Source organism: Micromonospora sp. NPDC000121 (genome assembly GCF_042899165.1).
GTDB lineage: Bacteria > Actinomycetota > Actinomycetes > Mycobacteriales > Micromonosporaceae > Micromonospora.
Genome location: NZ_JBIAZP010000005.1, coordinates 276,190 through 294,418, shown reverse-complemented (window position 1 = coordinate 294,418; position 18,229 = coordinate 276,190). Strand labels below are relative to the sequence as shown.

The window sequence follows — 18,229 nt, the reverse complement described above, 5'->3', positions numbered from 1 at the left end:
AAGGCGCGGAAGGCCCGAAGGAGCAGGTCGGCGCTGAGGGCTGAGGCTCCCAGCGGGCGCTCAGCGGCGCTGGGGAAGAATGGCCGCGTGACCTCCCCACGCGATCTTGTTCTGCTCGGCTCCACCGGTTCGATCGGCACACAGGCCGTCGACATCGTGCGGCGCAACCCGGACCGGTTCCGGGTGGTCGCGCTCGGCGCCGGCGGCGGCAACGTCGAACTGCTCGCCGCCCAGGCCCTCGAACTCGGCGTCGAGGCGGTCGGCGTGGCGAAGGCGTCCGCCGCGCAGGACCTCCAGCTCGCCTTCTACGCCGAGGCGAGCCGGCGCGGCTGGGCCACCGGCGACTTCAAGCTTCCCAAGATCGTGGCCGGGCCGGACGCGATGACCGAGCTGGCGCAGTGGCCCTGCGACGTCGTGCTCAACGGCGTGGTCGGCTCGCTCGGGCTCGCGCCGACCCTGGCCGCGCTGCGCGCCGGGCGTACGCTCGCGCTGGCCAACAAGGAGTCCCTCGTCGCCGGCGGCTCCCTCGTCAGGGCCGCGGTGACGCGGCCGGAGCAGATCGTCCCCGTCGACTCGGAGCACTCGGCGCTGGCCCAGTGCCTGCGCGGCGGCGCCCGGGGCGAGGTGCGCCGGCTGGTCGTCACCGCCAGCGGCGGCCCGTTCCGGGGCAGGCGGCGCGACGAGTTGACCACGGTCACGCCGGAGCAGGCGCTGGCGCACCCGACCTGGAACATGGGGCCGGTCGTCACGATCAACTCCGCCACGATGGTCAACAAGGCGCTGGAGGTGATCGAGGCGCACGAGCTGTTCGACGTGCCGTACGCCGACATCACCGTGATGGTGCACCCGCAGTCGGTGATCCACTCCATGGTCGAGTTCGTCGACGGGTCCACCCTCGCCCAGGCCAGCCCGCCCGACATGCGGCTGCCGATCGCGCTCGGCATCGGCTGGCCGGACCGGGTGCCCGACGCCGCCGCCGCGGTCGACTGGACGACGGCGCACACCTGGGAGTTCGCGCCGCTGGACGACGAGGCGTTCCCGGCGGTCGCGCTGGCCAAGGCCGCCGGCGAGGCGGGGCGCTGCCGCCCGGCGATCTACAACGCGGCCAACGAGGAGTGCGTGGCCGCGTTCGTGGCCGGCCGGCTGCCCTTCCTCGGCATCGTCGACACCCTCCAGCGGGTGTTGGAGGACGCTCCCGACTTCGACGAACCAGGTACCGTCGAGGACGTGCTCGCGGCGGAGTCGTGGGCGCGCGCGCACGCGCAGGAGATCATCATCGCGGGTTCGGTGGAAGGAGCTTGATGGCGTACCTGCTCGGGGTGGTGCTCTTCGCCCTCGCGATCCTCATCTCGGTGAGCCTGCACGAGGCGGGGCACATGCTCACCGCCAAGGCCTTCGGCATGAAGGTCACCCGCTACTTCGTCGGCTTCGGCCCGACCCTCTGGTCGTTCAAGCGGGGCGAGACGGAGTACGGCATCAAGGGCATCCCGCTCGGCGGCTTCTGCAAGATCGTCGGTATGACCCCGCAGGACGACGACGTCGATCCGGCGGACGAGCCGCGCGCGATGTGGCGCTACCCGGTGTGGAAGCGGACGATCGTGATGTCCGCGGGGTCGATCACCCACTTCGCCCTCGCCCTGGTCACCCTGTGGGTGATCGCCGTCACCGCCGGCCTGCCCAACCCGAACTTCCCGAGCACCGAGGCCGAGATCCGCAAGGAGCCGGCGATCATCCAGCTGTCGGACTGCGTGGTGCCGGAGAACACCCTCCGGGCGTGCACCACCGCCGACCCCGCCAGCCCCGCCGCCCAGGCGCAGCTGCGCGACGGCGACCGGATCACCGCGATCAACGGCGCGCCGATCAACGACTACGGGCAGCTGCTGACCACCCTGCGCGCCCTCAAGCCGGGCGACACGGCGCAGATCGCGTACGTCCGGGACGGCCAGCCCGGCACGGCCAGCGCGGTGCTCGCGCAGACCCAGCGGCCCCCGCTGGACGATCCCGAGGGCCAGGTCGCCACGGTCGCCGCGCTCGGCGTCGGCCTCGTCCCCAGCACCCCGACCAGGGTGACGTACGGGCCGGTCGGCGCGTTCGGGGCGACCGCCGACTTCACCGGCGACATGGCGGTCAACACCTTCGAGGCGATGAAGCGCATCCCGCAGAAGGTCCCGGCCCTGTGGACGGCGATCACCGGCGGCGAGCGGGACATGGACACCCCGATCAGCGTGGTCGGCGCCAGCCGGCTCGGCGGCGAGGCGGTGGAGAACAACGCCTGGCTGCTGTTCTTCATGCTGTTCGTCTCGCTGAACTTCTTCATCGGCGTGTTCAACCTGCTGCCCCTGCTGCCGCTCGACGGCGGGCACATCGCCATCGCCTGGTTCGAGCGGGCCCGCTCCTGGGTCTACGCGCGGTTCGGCCGCCCCGATCCCGGCCGAGTCGACTACCTCAAGCTCATGCCCCTCACGTACGCGATGATCCTGATCGGTGGCGCGTTCACGCTGCTGACCATCACCGCGGACGTCGTCAACCCGATCACGCTCTTCTCAAGGTGAGTGCCTGAAGTGACCGCTGTCAGTCTCGGCATCCCGGCCGTACCGCCCCCGCCGCTCGCCCCGCGCCGGGCCAGCCGCCAGATCATGGTCGGTTCCGTGCCGGTCGGTGGGGGCGCGCCGGTATCCGTGCAGTCGATGACCACCACCCTCACGTCCGACGTCAACGCCACCCTCCAGCAGATCGCCGAGCTGACCGCGTCCGGCTGCCAGATCGTCCGGGTCGCGGTGCCCAGCCAGGACGACGTGGAGGCGCTGCCGGCGATCGCGAAGAAGTCGCAGATCCCGGTCATCGCCGACATCCACTTCCAGCCGAAGTACGTCTTCGCCGCCATCGACGCGGGCTGCGCGGCGGTCCGGGTGAACCCGGGCAACATCCGGCAGTTCGACGACAAGGTCAAGGAGATCGCCAAGGCGGCCGGCGACGCGGGCGTGCCGATCCGGATCGGCGTCAACGCGGGCTCGCTGGACAAGCGGCTGCTGGCCAAGTACGGCAAGGCGACCGCCGAGGCGCTGGTCGAGTCGGCGCTGTGGGAGTGCTCGCTGTTCGAGGAGCACGGCTTCCGCGACATCAAGATCTCGGTCAAGCACAACGACCCGGTGGTGATGATCCGGGCCTACCGCCAGCTCGCCGAGCAGTGCGACTACCCGCTGCACCTGGGCGTGACCGAGGCCGGCCCGGCGTTCCAGGGCACCATCAAGTCGGCGGTGGCGTTCGGCGCGCTGCTGGCCGAGGGGATCGGCGACACGATCCGGGTCTCGCTGTCGGCCCCGCCGGTGGAGGAGATCAAGGTCGGCGCCCAGATCCTGGAGTCACTCGGGCTGCGCGAGCGCGGCCTGGAGATCGTCTCCTGTCCGTCCTGCGGGCGGGCCCAGGTCGACGTCTACAAGCTCGCCGAGGAGGTCACCGCCGGCCTGGAGGGGCTGCCGGTACCGCTGCGGGTCGCCGTGATGGGCTGCGTCGTGAACGGTCCGGGCGAGGCCCGCGAGGCCGATCTGGGCGTGGCCTCCGGCAACGGAAAGGGCCAGATCTTCGTCAAGGGCAAGGTCGTCAAGACCGTGCCGGAGGCGCAGATCGTGGAGACGCTGATCGAGGAGGCGCTGCGCATCGCCGACGAGATGGGCGCCGAGCTGCCGGAGGAGCTGCGCGGCCTGCTGCCGGGTGCCACCGTCACCGTGCACTGACCCACCGCGCCGTCGCGCACCGGCCCCACCGCCACCCGGCGGTCGGGGCCGGTGCGCTTTTCCAGGCGGTACGCCGACGCCGCTCACCAAACCGTACGTACGTCTTGCTATGGTGGCGGGTGTGCGGCTACTTCCTGAACCGGGTCCGGCCCGGACCCTCACCCTCGGCACCCTGGTCCGGACCGTCGGGCGCGGCCTGTGGCTGGTGGCCAGCGCGCTCTTCCTGACCCGCTCGGTCGGCCTCACCGCCACCGAGGTGGGCGTGGGGCTGACCGTCTCGGCCCTGGTCGGCCTGCTGGCCAGCGCGCCGACCGGCTACCTGGCCGACCGGCTCGGCCCCCGGGGCACGCAGGTCGCCGCGCTGGTCGCCGGCGGCGCGCTGACCGCCACCCTGGTGGCCGTCGAGTCGTTCGCCGCGTTCCTCGCCGTCGGCGCGGCCACCGCCCTCGCCGACGCCGCCGACCGGGGTGCACGGGGCGCGCTCATCGCCGGCTCCGTCCCCGCCGACCAGCGCGTCCGCACCCGCGCCTACCTGCGGGCCACCACCAACGTCGGGATCTCGGTGGGCGCCGTGCTCGCCGGCTTCGCGCTCGCCGCCGACACCCGGGCGGCGTACGTGGCACTGATCCTCACCGCCGCGACGACGTACCTGCTCGCCGCCGCCGTCTTCACCCGGCTGCCCGCCATCGCCCCCGCGCCCGCCCCCACGCAGGGCCCCCGGCTGATCGCGCTGCGGGACCGTCCGTTCCTGGCGTTCACCGTGCTCGACGGCCTGATGTCGATGCACTTCGGGCTGCTCAACATCGCCCTGCCGCTGTGGATCGTCGGGCACACCCGGGCGCCGGCCTGGGTGATCTCCGGGCTGATGCTGGTCAACACCCTGGTGGTGGTGCTCTTCCAGGTCCGCGCCGCGCGGGGCACCGAGAGCCTCGCCGGGGCGGCCCGGGCGTCGCGGCGGGCCGGACTCGCCATCGCCGCCGCCTGCGTCCTCTTCGCCGCCAGCGGCGGGCTGCCGACGGTCGCCGCCGTCGCGCTGCTGGTCGCCGGCGCGCTCGCGCACGTCGTCGGCGAGCTGTGGCACTCGGCCGCCGGCTGGGGCATCTCCTTCGGGCTGGCGCCGGAGCACGCCCACGGGCAGTACCAGGGGGCGTACAGCATGGGTTTCGAGCTGGGCCGGATGATCGCGCCGGTGGTGGTGACCACGTTGGCCGTCGGGTGGGGCGTGCCGGGCTGGTTGCTGCTCGGTGGGCTGTTCCTGCTGCTCGGCGCCCTGGTGCCCGGAGTGGTCGGCTGGGCCGCGCGCAACCGGGACGCCGCGCCTGCGCCGCGACCGGTCCCGGTGCAGTAGTCCCTCTCGTCACTCGACCGGCGCGGCGGGGGGCGGATCTGGCAGGCTGGTACCCGTGCTGACGGTGCCGGTACGGCAACTCGGGGAGTCGGAGCGCCGCGCTGTCGAGCGGCTGCTCGACCTCGACCCGTTCGCGGGCGCGCAGGTCGCGGAGCGGGTCGCCGCGCGCGGCCTGGCCTGGTGGCGTGCCGAGGGTCGGGTGCTGGGCTACGGCACCCGCCGCCACCTGGAGTCCGTCTGCTGGCTCGGCGGCAACCTCACCCCCGTGCTCGCCACCGAGCCGGCCGTCGCCGCCTACGCCGACCTCCTCGCCGGCGAGGAGCGGCTCTGCTCGTCGATCGTGGGCCGGGCCGACGCCGTGCTCGGCCTCTGGGACCGGCTCTCCGACGTCTGGGGGCCGGCCCGGGACGTACGCCCCAACCAGCCGTTGCTGGCCACCGACGCGCTGCCGACGCTGCGGGCGGACCCGGAGGTGCGGCTGGTGCGCGGTGGGGAGATCGACCGGCTCTTCCCGGCGGCGGTGGCGATGTACACCGAGGAGGTGGGCGTCTCGCCGCTCGCCGACGACGGCGGGCGCGGCTACCGGCGGCGGGTCACCGAACTGGTCCGGGCCGGGCGGGCGTACGCGCGGTTCGTCGACGGTCAGGTGGTGTTCAAGGCCGAGTTGGCCGTGGTGACCCGCCGGACCGCCCAGGTGCAGGGGGTCTGGGTTGCCCCCGAGTGGCGGGGCCGGGGCATCGCGACGGCGGCGATGGCGGCCGTGGTGCGCGACGCGCTGCTGCGGGTCGCCCCGACCGTGAGCCTCTACGTCAACGACTTCAACCTGCCGGCCCGCCGGGTCTACGAGCGCTGCGGCTTCCGCCCGGTCGGCACGCTCGCCACCGTGCTCTTCTGACCCGCCGGTCTCCCGCGGCGTGCCACGTCGGCCGTCCGCATCGCGTGACGGCCCGGCCGGCGTCGTCGGGCGTCGCCCGCCGGGGGATGGCCCGGATCACCCCGACGGCGGGGCGCCGAACCAGACGACCGGGGCTAGGCTGGGGCATGTTTTTGCACTGACCAGTCAGTTTAAGAAGGTGGGTCGGGTCGGATGGTGGTCGTCGAAGCGCGCGGGCTCGGGCTGCGTACCCGGCGGGGGTGGGTGTTCCGGGACGTCGACCTGACCGCCGCCGCGGGCGAACTGCACGCCGTGACCGGGCCGCCCGGCAGCGGGCGCACCTCGCTGCTGCTCGCCCTGGCGGGGCGCTTCCCGACCACCGAGGGGCGGCTGGTCCGGCACGGCCCCGCCGCGCTGGGGCAGGTCGCCGGGGTGCACGAGCCCGACCCCGCGCTGACCGTCGCCGAGCACGTCCAGGAGCGGCTGCTGCTGCTCGGGCCGGTGCCCCGCCGTCGGCGGCAGCGGGTGCCGGTCGCCGCGCTGCGGGCCCGGCGGGCGTACCGGCGGGCGTACCGGCGGGACGCCGTCGCCGCCGCGATCGCCGGGGCCGGGCTCACCGGGGACGCGCCCCTCGACCCGGACACCCGGGGCCGCGACCTCACCCCGCTGCAACGGCAGGTGCTCGGCCTGGTGCTGGCCACCCTGGGCGGGCCCCGGCTGATCGTCGCCGACGACGTGGACGCCGGATGCGACGCCCCGGAACGCGCCCGGCTCTGGGCGACGCTCGCCCGCCTGGCCGACCAGGGCTACGCGGTGGTCGCCAGCGCCCGCGCGGTCGAGCCGCACAGCCCGGCGATCGTGCACCGCCTCGGTGACCCGCCTGCCGTGCCGTCGCCCCCCGGCGCGGCCGAGACCGGGCCACCCGAGGCGGAGGCCGGGCCACCCGAGGCGGAGGCCGAGATGACGGAGGCGGAGGCCGGGCGGCCCGCCGAGAGCGGCCCAACGGAGGCGGAGGCCGGGCGGCCCGCCGAGAGCGGCCCAACGGAGTCGGGGGCCGGGCGGCCCGCCGAGAGCGGCCCGGGGGGCGAGACCGATCCGACCGGGACCGTCGAGGTGGCCCGATGAGCGTCTTCCGACTCGCCCGGTTCGAGCTGCGCCGGCTGACCCGGGGCCGGCTGCCCCGCGCTGCGCTCGCCGTGCTCACCGTCGTTCCGCTGCTCTACGGGGCGCTCTACCTCTACGCCTTCTGGGACCCGTACGCCAAGCTGGACCGCATCCCGGTGGCGCTGGTCAACGCCGACCGCCCCGCCACCGCGAGCGACGGCACCGTCGTGCACGCCGGGCGGGACCTCGCCGACGAACTGCTCGACCGGCGGGTCTTCGGCTGGCACGTCACCGACGCCGGGGACGCCGCCGCCGGCCTGCGCAGCGGCCGCTACCACCTGATCTTCGCGATCCCGGAGGACTTCTCCGCCAGCCTGGCGGCCAGCCCGGAACCGGACCGGCCCGCCCGGCGCGGGGAGCTGCGGGTGGTCAACGACGACGCCACCAACTACCTGTCCGGGCTGCTGGCCCGCACGGCGTTCAGCGAGATCCGGGCCGCCGCCGCGCAGAGCGCCGCGGGGAACTACTTCGAGAAGATGCTCGTGGGCTTCACCGACGCCAAGGCCGAGACCGGCCGGGCGGCCGACGGGGCCGCGAAGCTCGCCGACGGCCTCGACTCCTCCACGGCCGGCGCGGGCAGGGTCGCCGACGGGCTGGGCACGTCGCAGGACGGCGCCGGCCGGATCGCGGACGGGCTGGCCGCGTCCGCGACCGGGGCGGGCAGCCTCTCGGCGGGGCTCGACAAGACCGCGAAGGGCGCCGACGAGCTCGCCGCCGGGCTCGGTGAGCTGCGTACCGGGGCGGTGCAGCTCGCCGACGGCACCGCCCGCGCCGCCACGCAGACCCGCGCGGTGGCGGACAAGGTCAACGGCGCGGCCGGCCGGATCGAGCCGGTGCTGCGGGACAACGCGAAGCGGATCGAGCAGTCGGCCACGGCGATCGCCGAGGGGGCGCAGGAGTTGGCCGACGGGCTGGACGCCCTGCCCCGGCGGGCACAGGAGGCGGTCGGCCAGGCCGAGCAGGTCCGCGACCGGCTCGACGCGCTGGTCGCCGCGCACCCCGAACTCGCCGACGATCCCAGCATGGTCGCCGCCCGTACGGCCGCGAAGGCTGCCGTCGAGGCGGCCCGCGCGGTGGCCGGCACGCTGGATGGCGCCGACCTGACCACCCTGAAGAACCGGATGACCAGGGTTGCCGCCACCGCCCGGGAGATCGCCGCCGAGGCGCCCCACCTGGCCGACGACGTCGCCGCCGCCAAGGCCAAGGTCGACGAGCTGGCCACCGGGCTGGGCACCCTCGCCGAGGGCAGTGCCAAGCTGCGCGACGGACTCGGGACCGCCGCCGCCGGCGCCGGCGAGCTACGCGGCGGGCTGTTCCGGCTGGCCACCGGCGCCCGGGAACTCGACGGCGGCCTGCACCGGCTCAGCACCGGCGGCGAGCGGCTCGCCGACGGCCTCACCCGGCTGGAAGGCGGCGCGGGCGACCTCGCGGCCGGTCTGACCCGGCTGGGCGGCGGCGCCGGCGACCTGGCCGACGGCCTCGCCGAGGGAGAGGAGAAACTTCCCGGGTACGCGGACGCGGAGGCCCGCGCCACCGTCCTCGGCGACCCGGTCTCGCTGGACCGCACCGCCCGCAACGCCGCCGGCGCGTACGGGGTCGGCTTCGCCCCGTACTTCCTCGGGCTGGCCCTCTGGGTCGGGGCGATGATCACGTACATGCTGCTGCGGCCGGTCAACCGGCGGCACGTGATGTCCGGCGCGCCCGCCTGGCGGGTGGCGCTGGCGGGCTGGCTGCCCGCCGCGGCGGTCGGGCTGGCCCAGGCCACGGTGCTCTTCGCGGTGGTGACCCTGGCGCTCGACCTCGACCCGGCGCGCCCGGCGGCGACCCTCGGCCTGCTCGCGCTGGCGGCCCTCGCCTTCACCGCGATCGTGCAGTGGCTCGGCGCGCTGCTCGGGCCCGCCGGCCGGCTCGCCGCGCTGGCCCTGCTGATGCTCCAGCTCACCTCGTCCGGGGGCACCTATCCGGTGCAGACCTCGCCGGGCTTCTTCCAGGCGATCCACCCCTGGCTGCCGATGACCTACGTGGTCACGGCCCTGCGGCACGCCGTCAACGGCGGGTCGGCCGGGCCGGTCGGCACGGGGGCGCTGCTGCTCGCCGGCTTCGGCGCGGCGGCGCTCGCGCTCACCGTGGCCGCCGCCCGCCGGGCGCGCCGCCTGACCCCGGCCACCCTGCATCCCGAACTGTCCATGTGAGGATGCTGACGGGCCGGATGTGCGGACGGGGAGGGCCAGTGACGGACGGACGGTCGCGGCGGCGGGAGGACACCCGCCAGCGCCTCTTCGAGGCGGCCGTGCAGCTCATCGCCGAACAGGGCTTCTCGGCGACCACCGTGGACGACATCGCGGCCCGCGCCGGGGTGGCCAAGGGCACCGTCTACTACAACTTCGAGTCCAAGACGGTGCTCTTCGAGGAGTTGCTCCGGCACGGGATCGGGCTGCTCACCGCCGAGTTCCGGGCCGCTGTGGCCGGGCTGCCGCCGCGCGAGGCGCTGGCCGCGCTGGTGCGGGCCGAGCTGGAGTACATCCGGCGCTACCGGGCGTTCGCGCAGCTCCTGCTCTCGGAGATGTGGCGGACGAACCGGGAGTGGCAGCAGACGCTGCGGCTGCTGCGCGGCGAGGCGATCGAGGTGATCGCCGAGACGGTCCGGTCCGGGGTGGCCGTCGGTGACCTGCCCGCGGACCTGGACGTGCGGACCGCCTCGTCCGCGCTGTTCGGCGTCGGACTGGTGGTGGCGGTGGACTGGTTGGTCTTCCAGCCGGACCGCCCGATCGAGGACGTCGAGGAGGCGCTGCTCGGCATCGTCCGCCGGGTCGCCCGGACCTGACCCGGCCACCCCGCCCGCCGGCGGAGTCGACGGGCGGGTGCCGCGCGGCGCGGACGGGCCGGTGCGGACCCGGCCGGCTCGCGGGTGTCACCGGGCGCCGGGCGGGCCGATAAATGCGTTGAATCGGACACCCCCACCGAGCAGGCTGGATGCACCGCCACCGCTTCCGGAAGGGACTCCGTCATGCGTCTGCTCCGGGACCTGTGGGCCACCTCGCCCCGCCGCATGGCGGTCGTGACCTGCCTGATCGTGCTCGGCGCGGGCGGCCAGGCCGCCGCGGCCGCGCTGGCCGGTCCCGTCCTGGTGCACCGCGCCGGCGGGTTCTTCGCGCTGCTCGCCGTGGCGCTGGTCGCCGCCGTGCTCAGCGACCTCGTGGTCAGCCTGCTGATGGCCGGGCTGACCGCCGACTGGTCCGCCGACGTGCGCCGCCGGCTGTGCCGGGTGGCGTTCGGGCAGGACCTGCCGACCCTGGAGACCACCCCGGTCGGCGAGCTGCTCGACCGCATCGACGGCGACGTCTACCAGGTCGCCGCCGCGGTGCGCAGCCAGGGCGTACGGATCGCGCAGGCGCTGACGGCGGGCCTGCTCTCGACGGTCGTCGCCCTCGCGGTCTGGTGGCCGGCCGGCGTCGGGATGCTGCTGCTCACGGTGCTGCTCGCGGTCGGCCTGCGCCGGCCCACCGCGCGGATCGCCCCGGCCCGGATGGCCGAGGAGGAGGCGTGGTCCGACCTCGCCGCCGTGATGGAGGAGGCCGTCCACGGCCAGGACGACGTGCGGACCAGCCTGGCCCGGCCGTACGTGCTGCGCCTCTACGCCCGGCGGGCGGCCGAGGTGCTCGACCGGGGCGTCCGGGTGTGGCGGATGTCGGCCCGGGTCACCACCGTTGCCGCCGGCGCCACCCTGGCCGGGATCGCCGCCGTGGTGCTCGGCGGCGCGTGGGCGCTGGTCGCCGGCCGGATCGACGGCGCCCGGCTCACCGCCGTCTGGCTGCTCGCGATCGGATTCGGCATGACCGTCGAGCACGTCAGCCGGATGGTCCCCGAGCTCCAGTACGCCCTCGGCGCGTGGGGCCGGGTGCAACTGCTGGCGAACTCCCCGCAGGAGCCCGTGGGCGGGGCCGCCCCGACCGAGGGCGACCTGCTGGTCCGCGGCCTCACCTTCCGCTACCCGAGCGTCGAGCCGGACGGCGGGCGCGGCCCCGTGCTGCGCGACGTCCACCTGACCTTCGCCCGGGGCCGCTCGTACGCCCTGGTCGGCCGGACCGGCTCCGGCAAGTCCACCCTGGCGAAGGTGCTCACCCGGGCCGTCGACGTGCCACCCGGAACGGTCTTCCTGGCCGGCCGCGACGTGCGCGACCTCGACGTCGAGCAGCTGCGTCGGTGGATCGCCGTGGTCCCCCAGCGCACCGAGATCCTCGCCGGCACCCTCGCCGAGAACGTCGCGCTGTTCGAGCCGGAACTGCGCGACGCCGCCGCCCGGGCGCTGCACGAGCTGGGCCTGGCCGGCTGGATCGCGGAGCTGCCCGACGGCCTGGAGACCCGGCTCGGGGAGGGCGGGCACGTGCTCTCGGCCGGGCAGGAGCAACTGGTCGCCTTCGCCCGGATCCTGGTGCGCGACCCGCACGTGGTGATCCTCGACGAGGCCACCGCCCGCCTCGACCCGGTCACGGAGGCGCGGGTGCAGCAGGCCACCGAGCGGCTGCTGCGCGACCGGATCGGCATCGTCATCGCACACCGCCTCTCGTCCGTGCGCCGCTGCGACGAGGTGGTGGTGATGGCCGACGGGGCGGTGGTCGAGGCCGGCCCGCTGCGGGAGTCGGCACGCTTCGCCGAACTGCTCGCCACCAGCCACGCCACCGCGTACGCGCACGCGGGGTCGGGGGCCCGGTCCGGCGGGGTGGACCTGCTGACCGGCCCGCCGGACCCGTGGCCGCCCACCGGCCCGGACCCGGCCGAGCCGGCGGCCGGGCGGCCGGCCGCGCCCGCCGGCGAGGCGACGCCGGAGGAGCCCGGGGCTACGGTCGCGCCGCCGCCCCGAGGGCTGCGGGGCCTGCGCGGGCTGCGGGAGGTCCTGCGGCTGTGCGTCAACGACCCCCGGTACGGGCTGGCCTCGCTCGCGATGTTCGTGCTGCTGGTGATCCTCGGGATGGACGGGCCGGTGCTGCCCTGGCTCTGGGCCGACCTGGTCGACGGCGTCGGGGACCCCTGGCTGCCGGCGCTGGGGATCGTCGCCGCCCTGCTGGTCACCCTGCCGGTGCACTGGTTCACCGGCTACCGGTTCCCGCAGTGGTGGGTCCGACAGATGCTGCGGATCAGCCTGCGGCTGGTGCACGGGCAGACCGGGCCGCGCCGGGTCAGCGGACACACCCCGGCGGAGGTGGTGGCCCAGGGCGGCGACACCGAGCGGGTGGTGCAACTCGCCGACAACGTGAGCGACCAGGGGATCTCGCTCCTGCTGCTGGCCGCGATGACGGCCGTGACCGGCAGCGTCGTGCCGGGGCTGTTCTTCGCCGGGACGATGGTGGTCTCCGGGCTGGCCGCGACGCTGTTCGGGCCGCGGCTGGAACGCTCCGCCCGGGCCACCGTCGCCGCGCGGGCCGCGTTCGCCACCGCCCTGGTCTCCTCGCTGTCGGCCGCCCGTACGGTGAAACTCGCCGGGGCCACCCGGCCGGTGCTGGCCCACCTGGCCGACCTCGACGTGGTCCGCAGCGACCGGCAACGCCGGGAGATCGCGGTGCAGGTGTGGTCGCGGTCGACCCCGTCGCTGGTCAGCGGCCTGCTGCCGATCGGCGCGTGGGCGCTGTTCCTCGCCGGCGAGCTGTCGGCCGGCGCCACCCTGGTCGCGGTCGCCACCCTGGCGGCGGCTCGCTGGTTCGCCTGGACGACGGCGTCGCTGATCTCCCAGATCCCCTCCGCGCGGGTGTGGACGCGGCGGACGGTGGCGATGACCGGGGTAAAGGCGTACTCGGCGGCGGTGCCGGACGTGGACCTCGGCGCGGGGACCGCGCCGGCGCCGGACGTGCCGCCCCGGCGCCCGCTGCGCCGGCTGGAGCTGACGGGTTTCGGGGTCCGGCACGCCGACGGGACGGTGGCCGTCCGCGACGTCGACCTGACGGTGGAACGCGGCCAACTGGTGCTGGTCGTCGGGCCGGTCGGCTCGGGCAAGTCGTCGCTGCTGCGGGCGCTCGCCGGCATCGCGCCGCACACCGGCCTGCTGACCTGGAACGGCGAGCCGGTCACCGAGCCGGAGCTGTTCCTGCGCCCCAACCAGGTGGGCTACGTCGGCCAGCTTCCCCGGGTGCTCTCCGGCACGGTGGCCGACAACATCACCCTGGGCCACCAGGTGGACGCCGCCGCGGCGGCGTCGACCGCCCAGCTCGACCACGACCTGGCGGCGGCCGGGGGCGGGCTCGGGCTGCTGATCGGGCACAAGGGCACCCGGCTCTCCGGCGGGCAGTTGCAGCGCCTCGCGCTGGCCCGGGCGCTCGCGCCGCGTACCGAGCTGCTGGTCGCCGACGACGTGTCCTCGGCGCTGGACGTCACCACGGAGCTGGCGCTCTGGCAGGCCCTGCGGGAGCACGGGGTGACCGTGGTGGGCTCGACCTCGAAGCGGGCGGCCCTCGTCCGGGCCGACCACGTCGTGGTCCTCCTGTCCGGTGCGGTCGCCGCCCAGGGCCCCTGGCGCGACCTGGAACCGCACTGGTCCCACCTGGCCGGCTGACCCACCCGCCCGCCCCCGGCCCCCCCGCAAGGACGAGGGGAGGGGGCGGTCCGGGGAGGGTCAGAGGGCGCGGGTGTACTGGGCGGGCCAGGTGGGGGTCGCGCCGAGCTTGGCGGCGGCGCGGTGCGGCCAGTACGGGTCGCGCAGGAGTTCCCGCCCGAGCAGGACCAGGTCGGCGTCGCCGGCGGCGACGATCTCCTCGGCCTGCTCCGGCTCGACGATCAGGCCGACCGCGCCGGTGGCCACGCCCGCCTCGCGGCGTACCCGGGCGGACAGCGGCACCTGGTAGCCCGGGCCGACCGGGATCGTGGCGGTGCTGGACGCGCCGCCCGAGGAGCAGTCGACGAGGTCTACCCCGGCACCGGCCAGCTCGCCGGCGAGCACCACGCTGTCCTCGACCGTCCACCCCGCGGGCTCCCAGTCCGTGGCGGAGATCCGGGTCAGCACGGGCACGTCCTCGCCGACCGCCGCGCGGACCGCGCGGGCCACCTCCAGGGTCAGCCGCATCCGGCCGGCCTGGTCCCCGCCCCAGCCGTCCTGCCGGTGGTTGGTCAGGGGCGAGAGGAACTCGTGCAGCAGGTAGCCGTGCGCGGCGTGGATCTCCACGGCGGCGAACCCGGCGTCGACGGCCCGGCCGGCCGCCGCCGCGAACGCCTCGACCACGCCGGCGATCCCGGTCTCGTCCAGGGCGGTCGGCACCCGGTAGTCGGGCACGAACGGGGTCGACCCGGGGCCGACGGGCGTCCACCCGCCCTCGGCGTCGGGCACCCCGCCCCGGCGCGGCGCCCACGGCCGGTACGTCGACGCCTTGAACCCGGCGTGCGCGAGCTGCACCGCCGGTACGGCGCCGTGCGCCGCGACGAACGCGGTCACCGGCCGCCAGGCGTCGACGTGCGCCCCGGACCAGAGCCCGGTGTCCTGGGGGCTGATCCGCCCCTCCGGCACCACCGCGGTGGCCTCGGTCAGCACGAGGCCGGCGCCGCCGACCGCCCGGCTGCCCAGGTGCACCAGGTGCCAGTCGGTGGGCAGGCCGTCCGGGCCGGCGGTGTACTGGCACATCGGCGCCAGCGCGATCCGGTTGGGCAGGGTCACCGCGCGCAGGGGCAGCGGCGTGAACAGGACACTCATCTCGTCATCCTCTCTACCGGCCGAGGAGGGCCTCCGCACGGAGGCCCTCCTCGGCGTCGACGTGCCCGTCCGCGGTGGGCGTCGCCCGGGCGTCCCGCCGGGCCGTGGCGGGGCTGGTCCGGCCGGGACCGTGCCGCGGGCGTCCCGAGTCGGCGGGGCGGGGGTCCTCAGGCCGGGACGGGGCTGAGGTCCTCCGGCCGGCGGGACCGGGCGTCGGCGTCGGCGTCCGTCGGGTCGAGCGGCGAGCGGCGGCCGGCCGAGTCGTACGCGGCCCGGTCCAGCGTGCCCTCGCGGGCCGCGACGACGGTCGGCACCAGCGCCTGGCCGGCCACGTTCGTGGCGGTACGGATCATGTCGACGATCGGGTCGATCGCCAGCAGCAGGCCGGCGCCGGCCAGCGGCAGGCCCAGCGTGCTCAGGGTCAGCGTGAGCATCACGATCGCGCCGGTCAGGCCGGCGGTGGCGGCCGACCCGACCACCGAGACGAAGGCGATCAGCAGGTAGTCGGTGACGCCGAGATCCACCCCGAAGACCTGGGCGACGAAGATCGCGGCGAGGGCCGGGTAGACCGCCGCGCAGCCGTCCATCTTCGTGGTCGCGCCGAACGGCACCGCGAACGAGGCGTACTCGCGGGGGACGCCGAGCCGCTCGACCGAGCGCTGGGTCACCGGCATCGTGCCCACCGAGGAACGGGAGACGAAGCCCAGCTCGATCGCGGGCCAGGCGCCGGCGAAGAAGCGCAGCGGGTTGAGCCGGCCGGCGGCCAGCAGCACCAGCGGGTAGACCACGAACAGCACGATCGCGCAGCCGACGTAGACGGCGGTGGTGAACTTCGCGAGCGGGGCCACCAGGTCCCAGCCGTACGAGGCGACGGCGTTGCCGATCAGGCCGAGGGTGCCGATCGGGGCGAGCCGGATGACCCACCAGAGCGCCTTCTGGACGATCTCCAGCAGGGCGCGGTTGATCGCCACGAACGGCTCGGCCTTCTCGCCGACCAGCAGCGCCGCGGCGCCGACGACGAGGGCCAGGAAGACGATCTGGAGCACGTTGCCCTCGACGAACGCCCCGACCGGGTTGGTCGGCACGATGCCGGTGAGGAAGTCGGTCCAGGAGCCGCTGTTCTTCGGGGCGGCGGCGCCGGCGGTGTCCAGGGTGACGCCGCGGCCGGGGTTGGTGAGCAGGCCGAGCCCGATGCCGACGGCCACCGCGACCAACGCGGTGGCGCCGAACCAGAGCAGCGTCTTCAGCGCGAGCCGGGCGGCGTTGGCCACCCCCCGCAGGCTGACCACGCTGACCACGATGGCGGTGAAGACCAGCGGCGGCACCGCCAGCTTGAGCAGCTGGACGAAGAGGCCACCGACGGTGTCGAGGGTGCTGGTGAGCCAGCTCAGGTCGTTGGCGCGGGCGAGGAAGCCGAGCGCCACGCCGAGGACGAGGCCGAGCAGGATCTGCACGGAGAAGGGGATCTTGCGCAGGGCGGAAGCCATGAGGATGTGTCCCAGGTCTGGAGGGTCGAACGGGGCAGCGTCAGGAGAGCGGCTGCGCCGGACAGACGCCGCTGGCCTGCAGTCGGAGGTCGACATACAGGCGCACGGTGAGGTGCCAGACGTTGGTCATCGCCCGCCGAGACTATCCCTCGGGCCCACCGGCCGGAAGGATCGACTCCGGTGACGCTCCTTACAGGGAATGCTTGGAAGGGGCCGTTCCTCTACCGGAGGCGTTAATAAGGTGCCCTTCCTTACCGGCGGAGGGCGATGGTGGTGGCGGTGGCGGCGGCCCACAGGAGCGCCACCAGGAGCAGCAGTCGCTCCAGCACCCCGACCAGGGTGCCCCGGCCCACCGCGAGCATCGCCAGCCCCACCGCCCCGGCCAGCGGCAGCGCCACCGCCGCCGCCCCGGCGGCCAGCCGGCACAGCGGCCGGTCGGTCCCGGGCGTGCCCAGCGGCCGGTCGGCCCCGGGCGGGAAGGCGATCGCCAGCATCGCGAAGACGACCGCCGCGGTCGCCAGGATGCTCGCCCCGCCGTGCACCAGGTCGGCCGCCGTGGCCCGCTCGAACGGCGGCAGCGGACAGCCCGCGCTGCACGTCACCGCGCCCGAGAGCAGCGTGCAGACGCTCCCGACGGCGAGCAGCGCGGCCGCGACCCGCAGCCCCGCCGGCAGCGCCGCCGCGAGCAGCAGCAGCGCCGCGGCGACGGCGAAGACCCCGATCCGGTACGCCGGGGCGTACGCGCTGTCGGTGACGCCCGCCTCGCTGACGTACCCGGTCAGACCCGGGCCGGGGCCGGCGACCACGGCGACGGTCACGGCGGTCGCGCCCGCGACGATGCAGCCGGTGGCGGCCGACGCGGCGGCGGCCCGGGGTGGGGAGGCGGTCGGGCGGGCCCGGCGCGGCTCGGCCACGCCCGGGGCGGCGGTCGGGTCTGCCCGGCCCGGCTCAGCCACGCCCGTGCGGCGTCGTCCAGCCGGAGGTGTCGGGGCCGAGCGGGACGATGCCCGTCGGGTTGATCGCCGCGTGGGTGCCGTAGTAGTGCCGCTTGATGTGGTCGAAGTCGACCGTCTCGCCGAAGCCCGGCGTCTGGAACAGGTCCCGCGCGTACGCCCAGAGCACCGGCATCTCGGTGAGCTTCTGCCGGTTGCACTTGAAGTGCCCGTGGTACGCCACGTCGAAGCGGACCAGGGTGGTGAACAGCCGCACGTCGGCCTCGGTGATCGCGTCGCCCATCAGGTAGCGCCGGCCCGCCAGCCGCTCCGACAGCGCGTCGAGCCGGGCGAACAGCGCCGTGAACGCCTCCTCGTACGCGGACTGGGAGGTGGCGAAGCCGCACCGGTAGACGCCGTTGTTGACGTCCCGGTGGATCTCCGCCATCAGCGCGTCCATCTCCGGGCGGAGCTCCACCGGGTAGAGGTCCGGCGCGCCCGGCTTGTGCAGGCCGCGCCACTCCGTGGAGAAGTCGAGGGTGAGCTGCGGGTAGTCGTTGGTGACCACCCGCCCGGTGCGCGTGTCGACCAGGGCCGGCACGGTGACCCGGCCGGTGTAGTCGGGATCGGTGGCCAGGTACGCCTCGGAGAGGAAGCCGATGCCGAGCACCGGGTCGAAACCGTCCGGGTCGAGGCTGAACCGCCAGCCGCGCTCGTCGCGGATCGGGTCGACCGTGCCGAGCGAGATCGCGTCCTGGAGGCCGAGCAGGTTCCGGACGATCCGGGCCCGGTGCGCCCACGGGCAGGCCCGGCACCAGATCAGCCGGTAGCGGCCGGGCTCCAGCGGCCAGCGGTCCTGGTCGTCCGGGCCGCCCCCTTCCGGCGAGGTCGAGTGGGGGGTGACCCGACCGGTGAACCGGTTGGGCTGGCGGACGAAGGCGCCACCGCCGCTGGTCTCTGCGCTGAACTGGGCCCGGGCCATGCCGTCAACCTATCCGCTGGCCGCGCGGATATCCTG

General features: G+C 75.2%; 13 protein-coding genes. 9 read left to right on the top strand and 4 right to left on the bottom strand.

Annotated elements, in window-relative coordinates; all coding sequences use genetic code 11:
• Positions 1–87: 87 nt before the first annotated feature.
• The 9 genes from dxr to ACFY23_RS17270 all read left to right on the top strand — a co-directional run bounded on the left by dxr (position 88) and on the right by ACFY23_RS17270 (position 13,664).
• Entirely contained in the window at positions 88–1,302 is a 1,215-nt protein-coding gene (gene dxr / locus ACFY23_RS17310; RefSeq protein WP_350680096.1) for a 1-deoxy-D-xylulose-5-phosphate reductoisomerase, read from the top strand.
• Positions 1,302–2,552, top strand: a complete 1,251-nt coding sequence (locus tag ACFY23_RS17305) for a site-2 protease family protein (RefSeq protein ID WP_350680094.1) — start codon at positions 1,302–1,304, stop codon at positions 2,550–2,552. Before dxr ends, ACFY23_RS17305 begins: the two co-directional genes overlap by 1 nt.
• Before the next feature lie 9 nt (positions 2,553–2,561).
• A complete protein-coding gene (gene ispG, locus ACFY23_RS17300) occupies positions 2,562–3,734 on the top strand; it encodes a flavodoxin-dependent (E)-4-hydroxy-3-methylbut-2-enyl-diphosphate synthase (protein WP_350680092.1) in 1,173 nt (390 codons plus the stop codon).
• A gap of 121 nt (positions 3,735–3,855) precedes the next feature.
• Entirely contained in the window at positions 3,856–5,082 is a 1,227-nt protein-coding gene (locus ACFY23_RS17295; protein WP_350680090.1) for an MFS transporter, read from the top strand.
• A 55-nt stretch (positions 5,083–5,137) separates the two neighbouring features.
• On the top strand, positions 5,138–5,977 hold the full coding sequence (locus ACFY23_RS17290) for a GNAT family N-acetyltransferase (protein WP_350680088.1): 840 nt from the start codon (positions 5,138–5,140) through the stop codon (positions 5,975–5,977).
• Positions 5,978–6,169: 192 nt separating this feature from the next.
• Positions 6,170–7,081: an ABC transporter ATP-binding protein gene (locus tag ACFY23_RS17285; RefSeq protein ID WP_350680086.1), complete on the top strand. Its 912-nt coding sequence runs from the start codon at positions 6,170–6,172 to the stop codon at positions 7,079–7,081.
• Positions 7,078–9,312, top strand: coding sequence for a YhgE/Pip domain-containing protein (locus ACFY23_RS17280; protein ID WP_350680084.1), 2,235 nt, complete (start codon positions 7,078–7,080; stop codon positions 9,310–9,312). Before ACFY23_RS17285 ends, ACFY23_RS17280 begins: the two co-directional genes overlap by 4 nt.
• A gap of 38 nt (positions 9,313–9,350) precedes the next feature.
• Entirely contained in the window at positions 9,351–9,944 is a 594-nt protein-coding gene (locus ACFY23_RS17275; RefSeq protein WP_350680082.1) for a TetR family transcriptional regulator, read from the top strand.
• A gap of 183 nt (positions 9,945–10,127) precedes the next feature.
• Positions 10,128–13,664 (top strand): ABC transporter ATP-binding protein, encoded by a 3,537-nt coding sequence (locus ACFY23_RS17270; RefSeq protein ID WP_350680080.1) that lies wholly within the window; start codon positions 10,128–10,130, stop codon positions 13,662–13,664.
• A 60-nt stretch (positions 13,665–13,724) separates the two neighbouring features.
• On the opposite strand, the gene ACFY23_RS17265 is transcribed toward ACFY23_RS17270, so the two are convergent.
• The 4 genes from ACFY23_RS17265 to ACFY23_RS17250 all read right to left on the bottom strand — a co-directional run bounded on the left by ACFY23_RS17265 (position 13,725) and on the right by ACFY23_RS17250 (position 18,193).
• The gene (locus ACFY23_RS17265; RefSeq protein ID WP_350680078.1) at positions 13,725–14,792 is read right to left on the bottom strand and encodes an NADH:flavin oxidoreductase/NADH oxidase; all 1,068 of its coding nucleotides are present in this window, start codon (positions 14,790–14,792) and stop codon (positions 13,725–13,727) included.
• 167 nt (positions 14,793–14,959) lie between these two features.
• Positions 14,960–16,267, bottom strand: a complete 1,308-nt coding sequence (locus ACFY23_RS17260) for a dicarboxylate/amino acid:cation symporter (RefSeq protein ID WP_350680133.1) — start codon at positions 16,265–16,267, stop codon at positions 14,960–14,962.
• A 263-nt stretch (positions 16,268–16,530) separates the two neighbouring features.
• Positions 16,531–17,235: a DUF998 domain-containing protein gene (locus ACFY23_RS17255; protein ID WP_350680076.1), complete on the bottom strand. Its 705-nt coding sequence runs from the start codon at positions 17,233–17,235 to the stop codon at positions 16,531–16,533.
• Complete coding sequence (locus ACFY23_RS17250) at positions 17,228–18,193, bottom strand: glutathione S-transferase C-terminal domain-containing protein (RefSeq protein ID WP_350680074.1); 966 nt, start codon at positions 18,191–18,193, stop codon at positions 17,228–17,230. The genes ACFY23_RS17255 and ACFY23_RS17250 overlap by 8 nt, the downstream gene beginning before the upstream one ends.
• Positions 18,194–18,229: the final 36 nt, after the last annotated feature.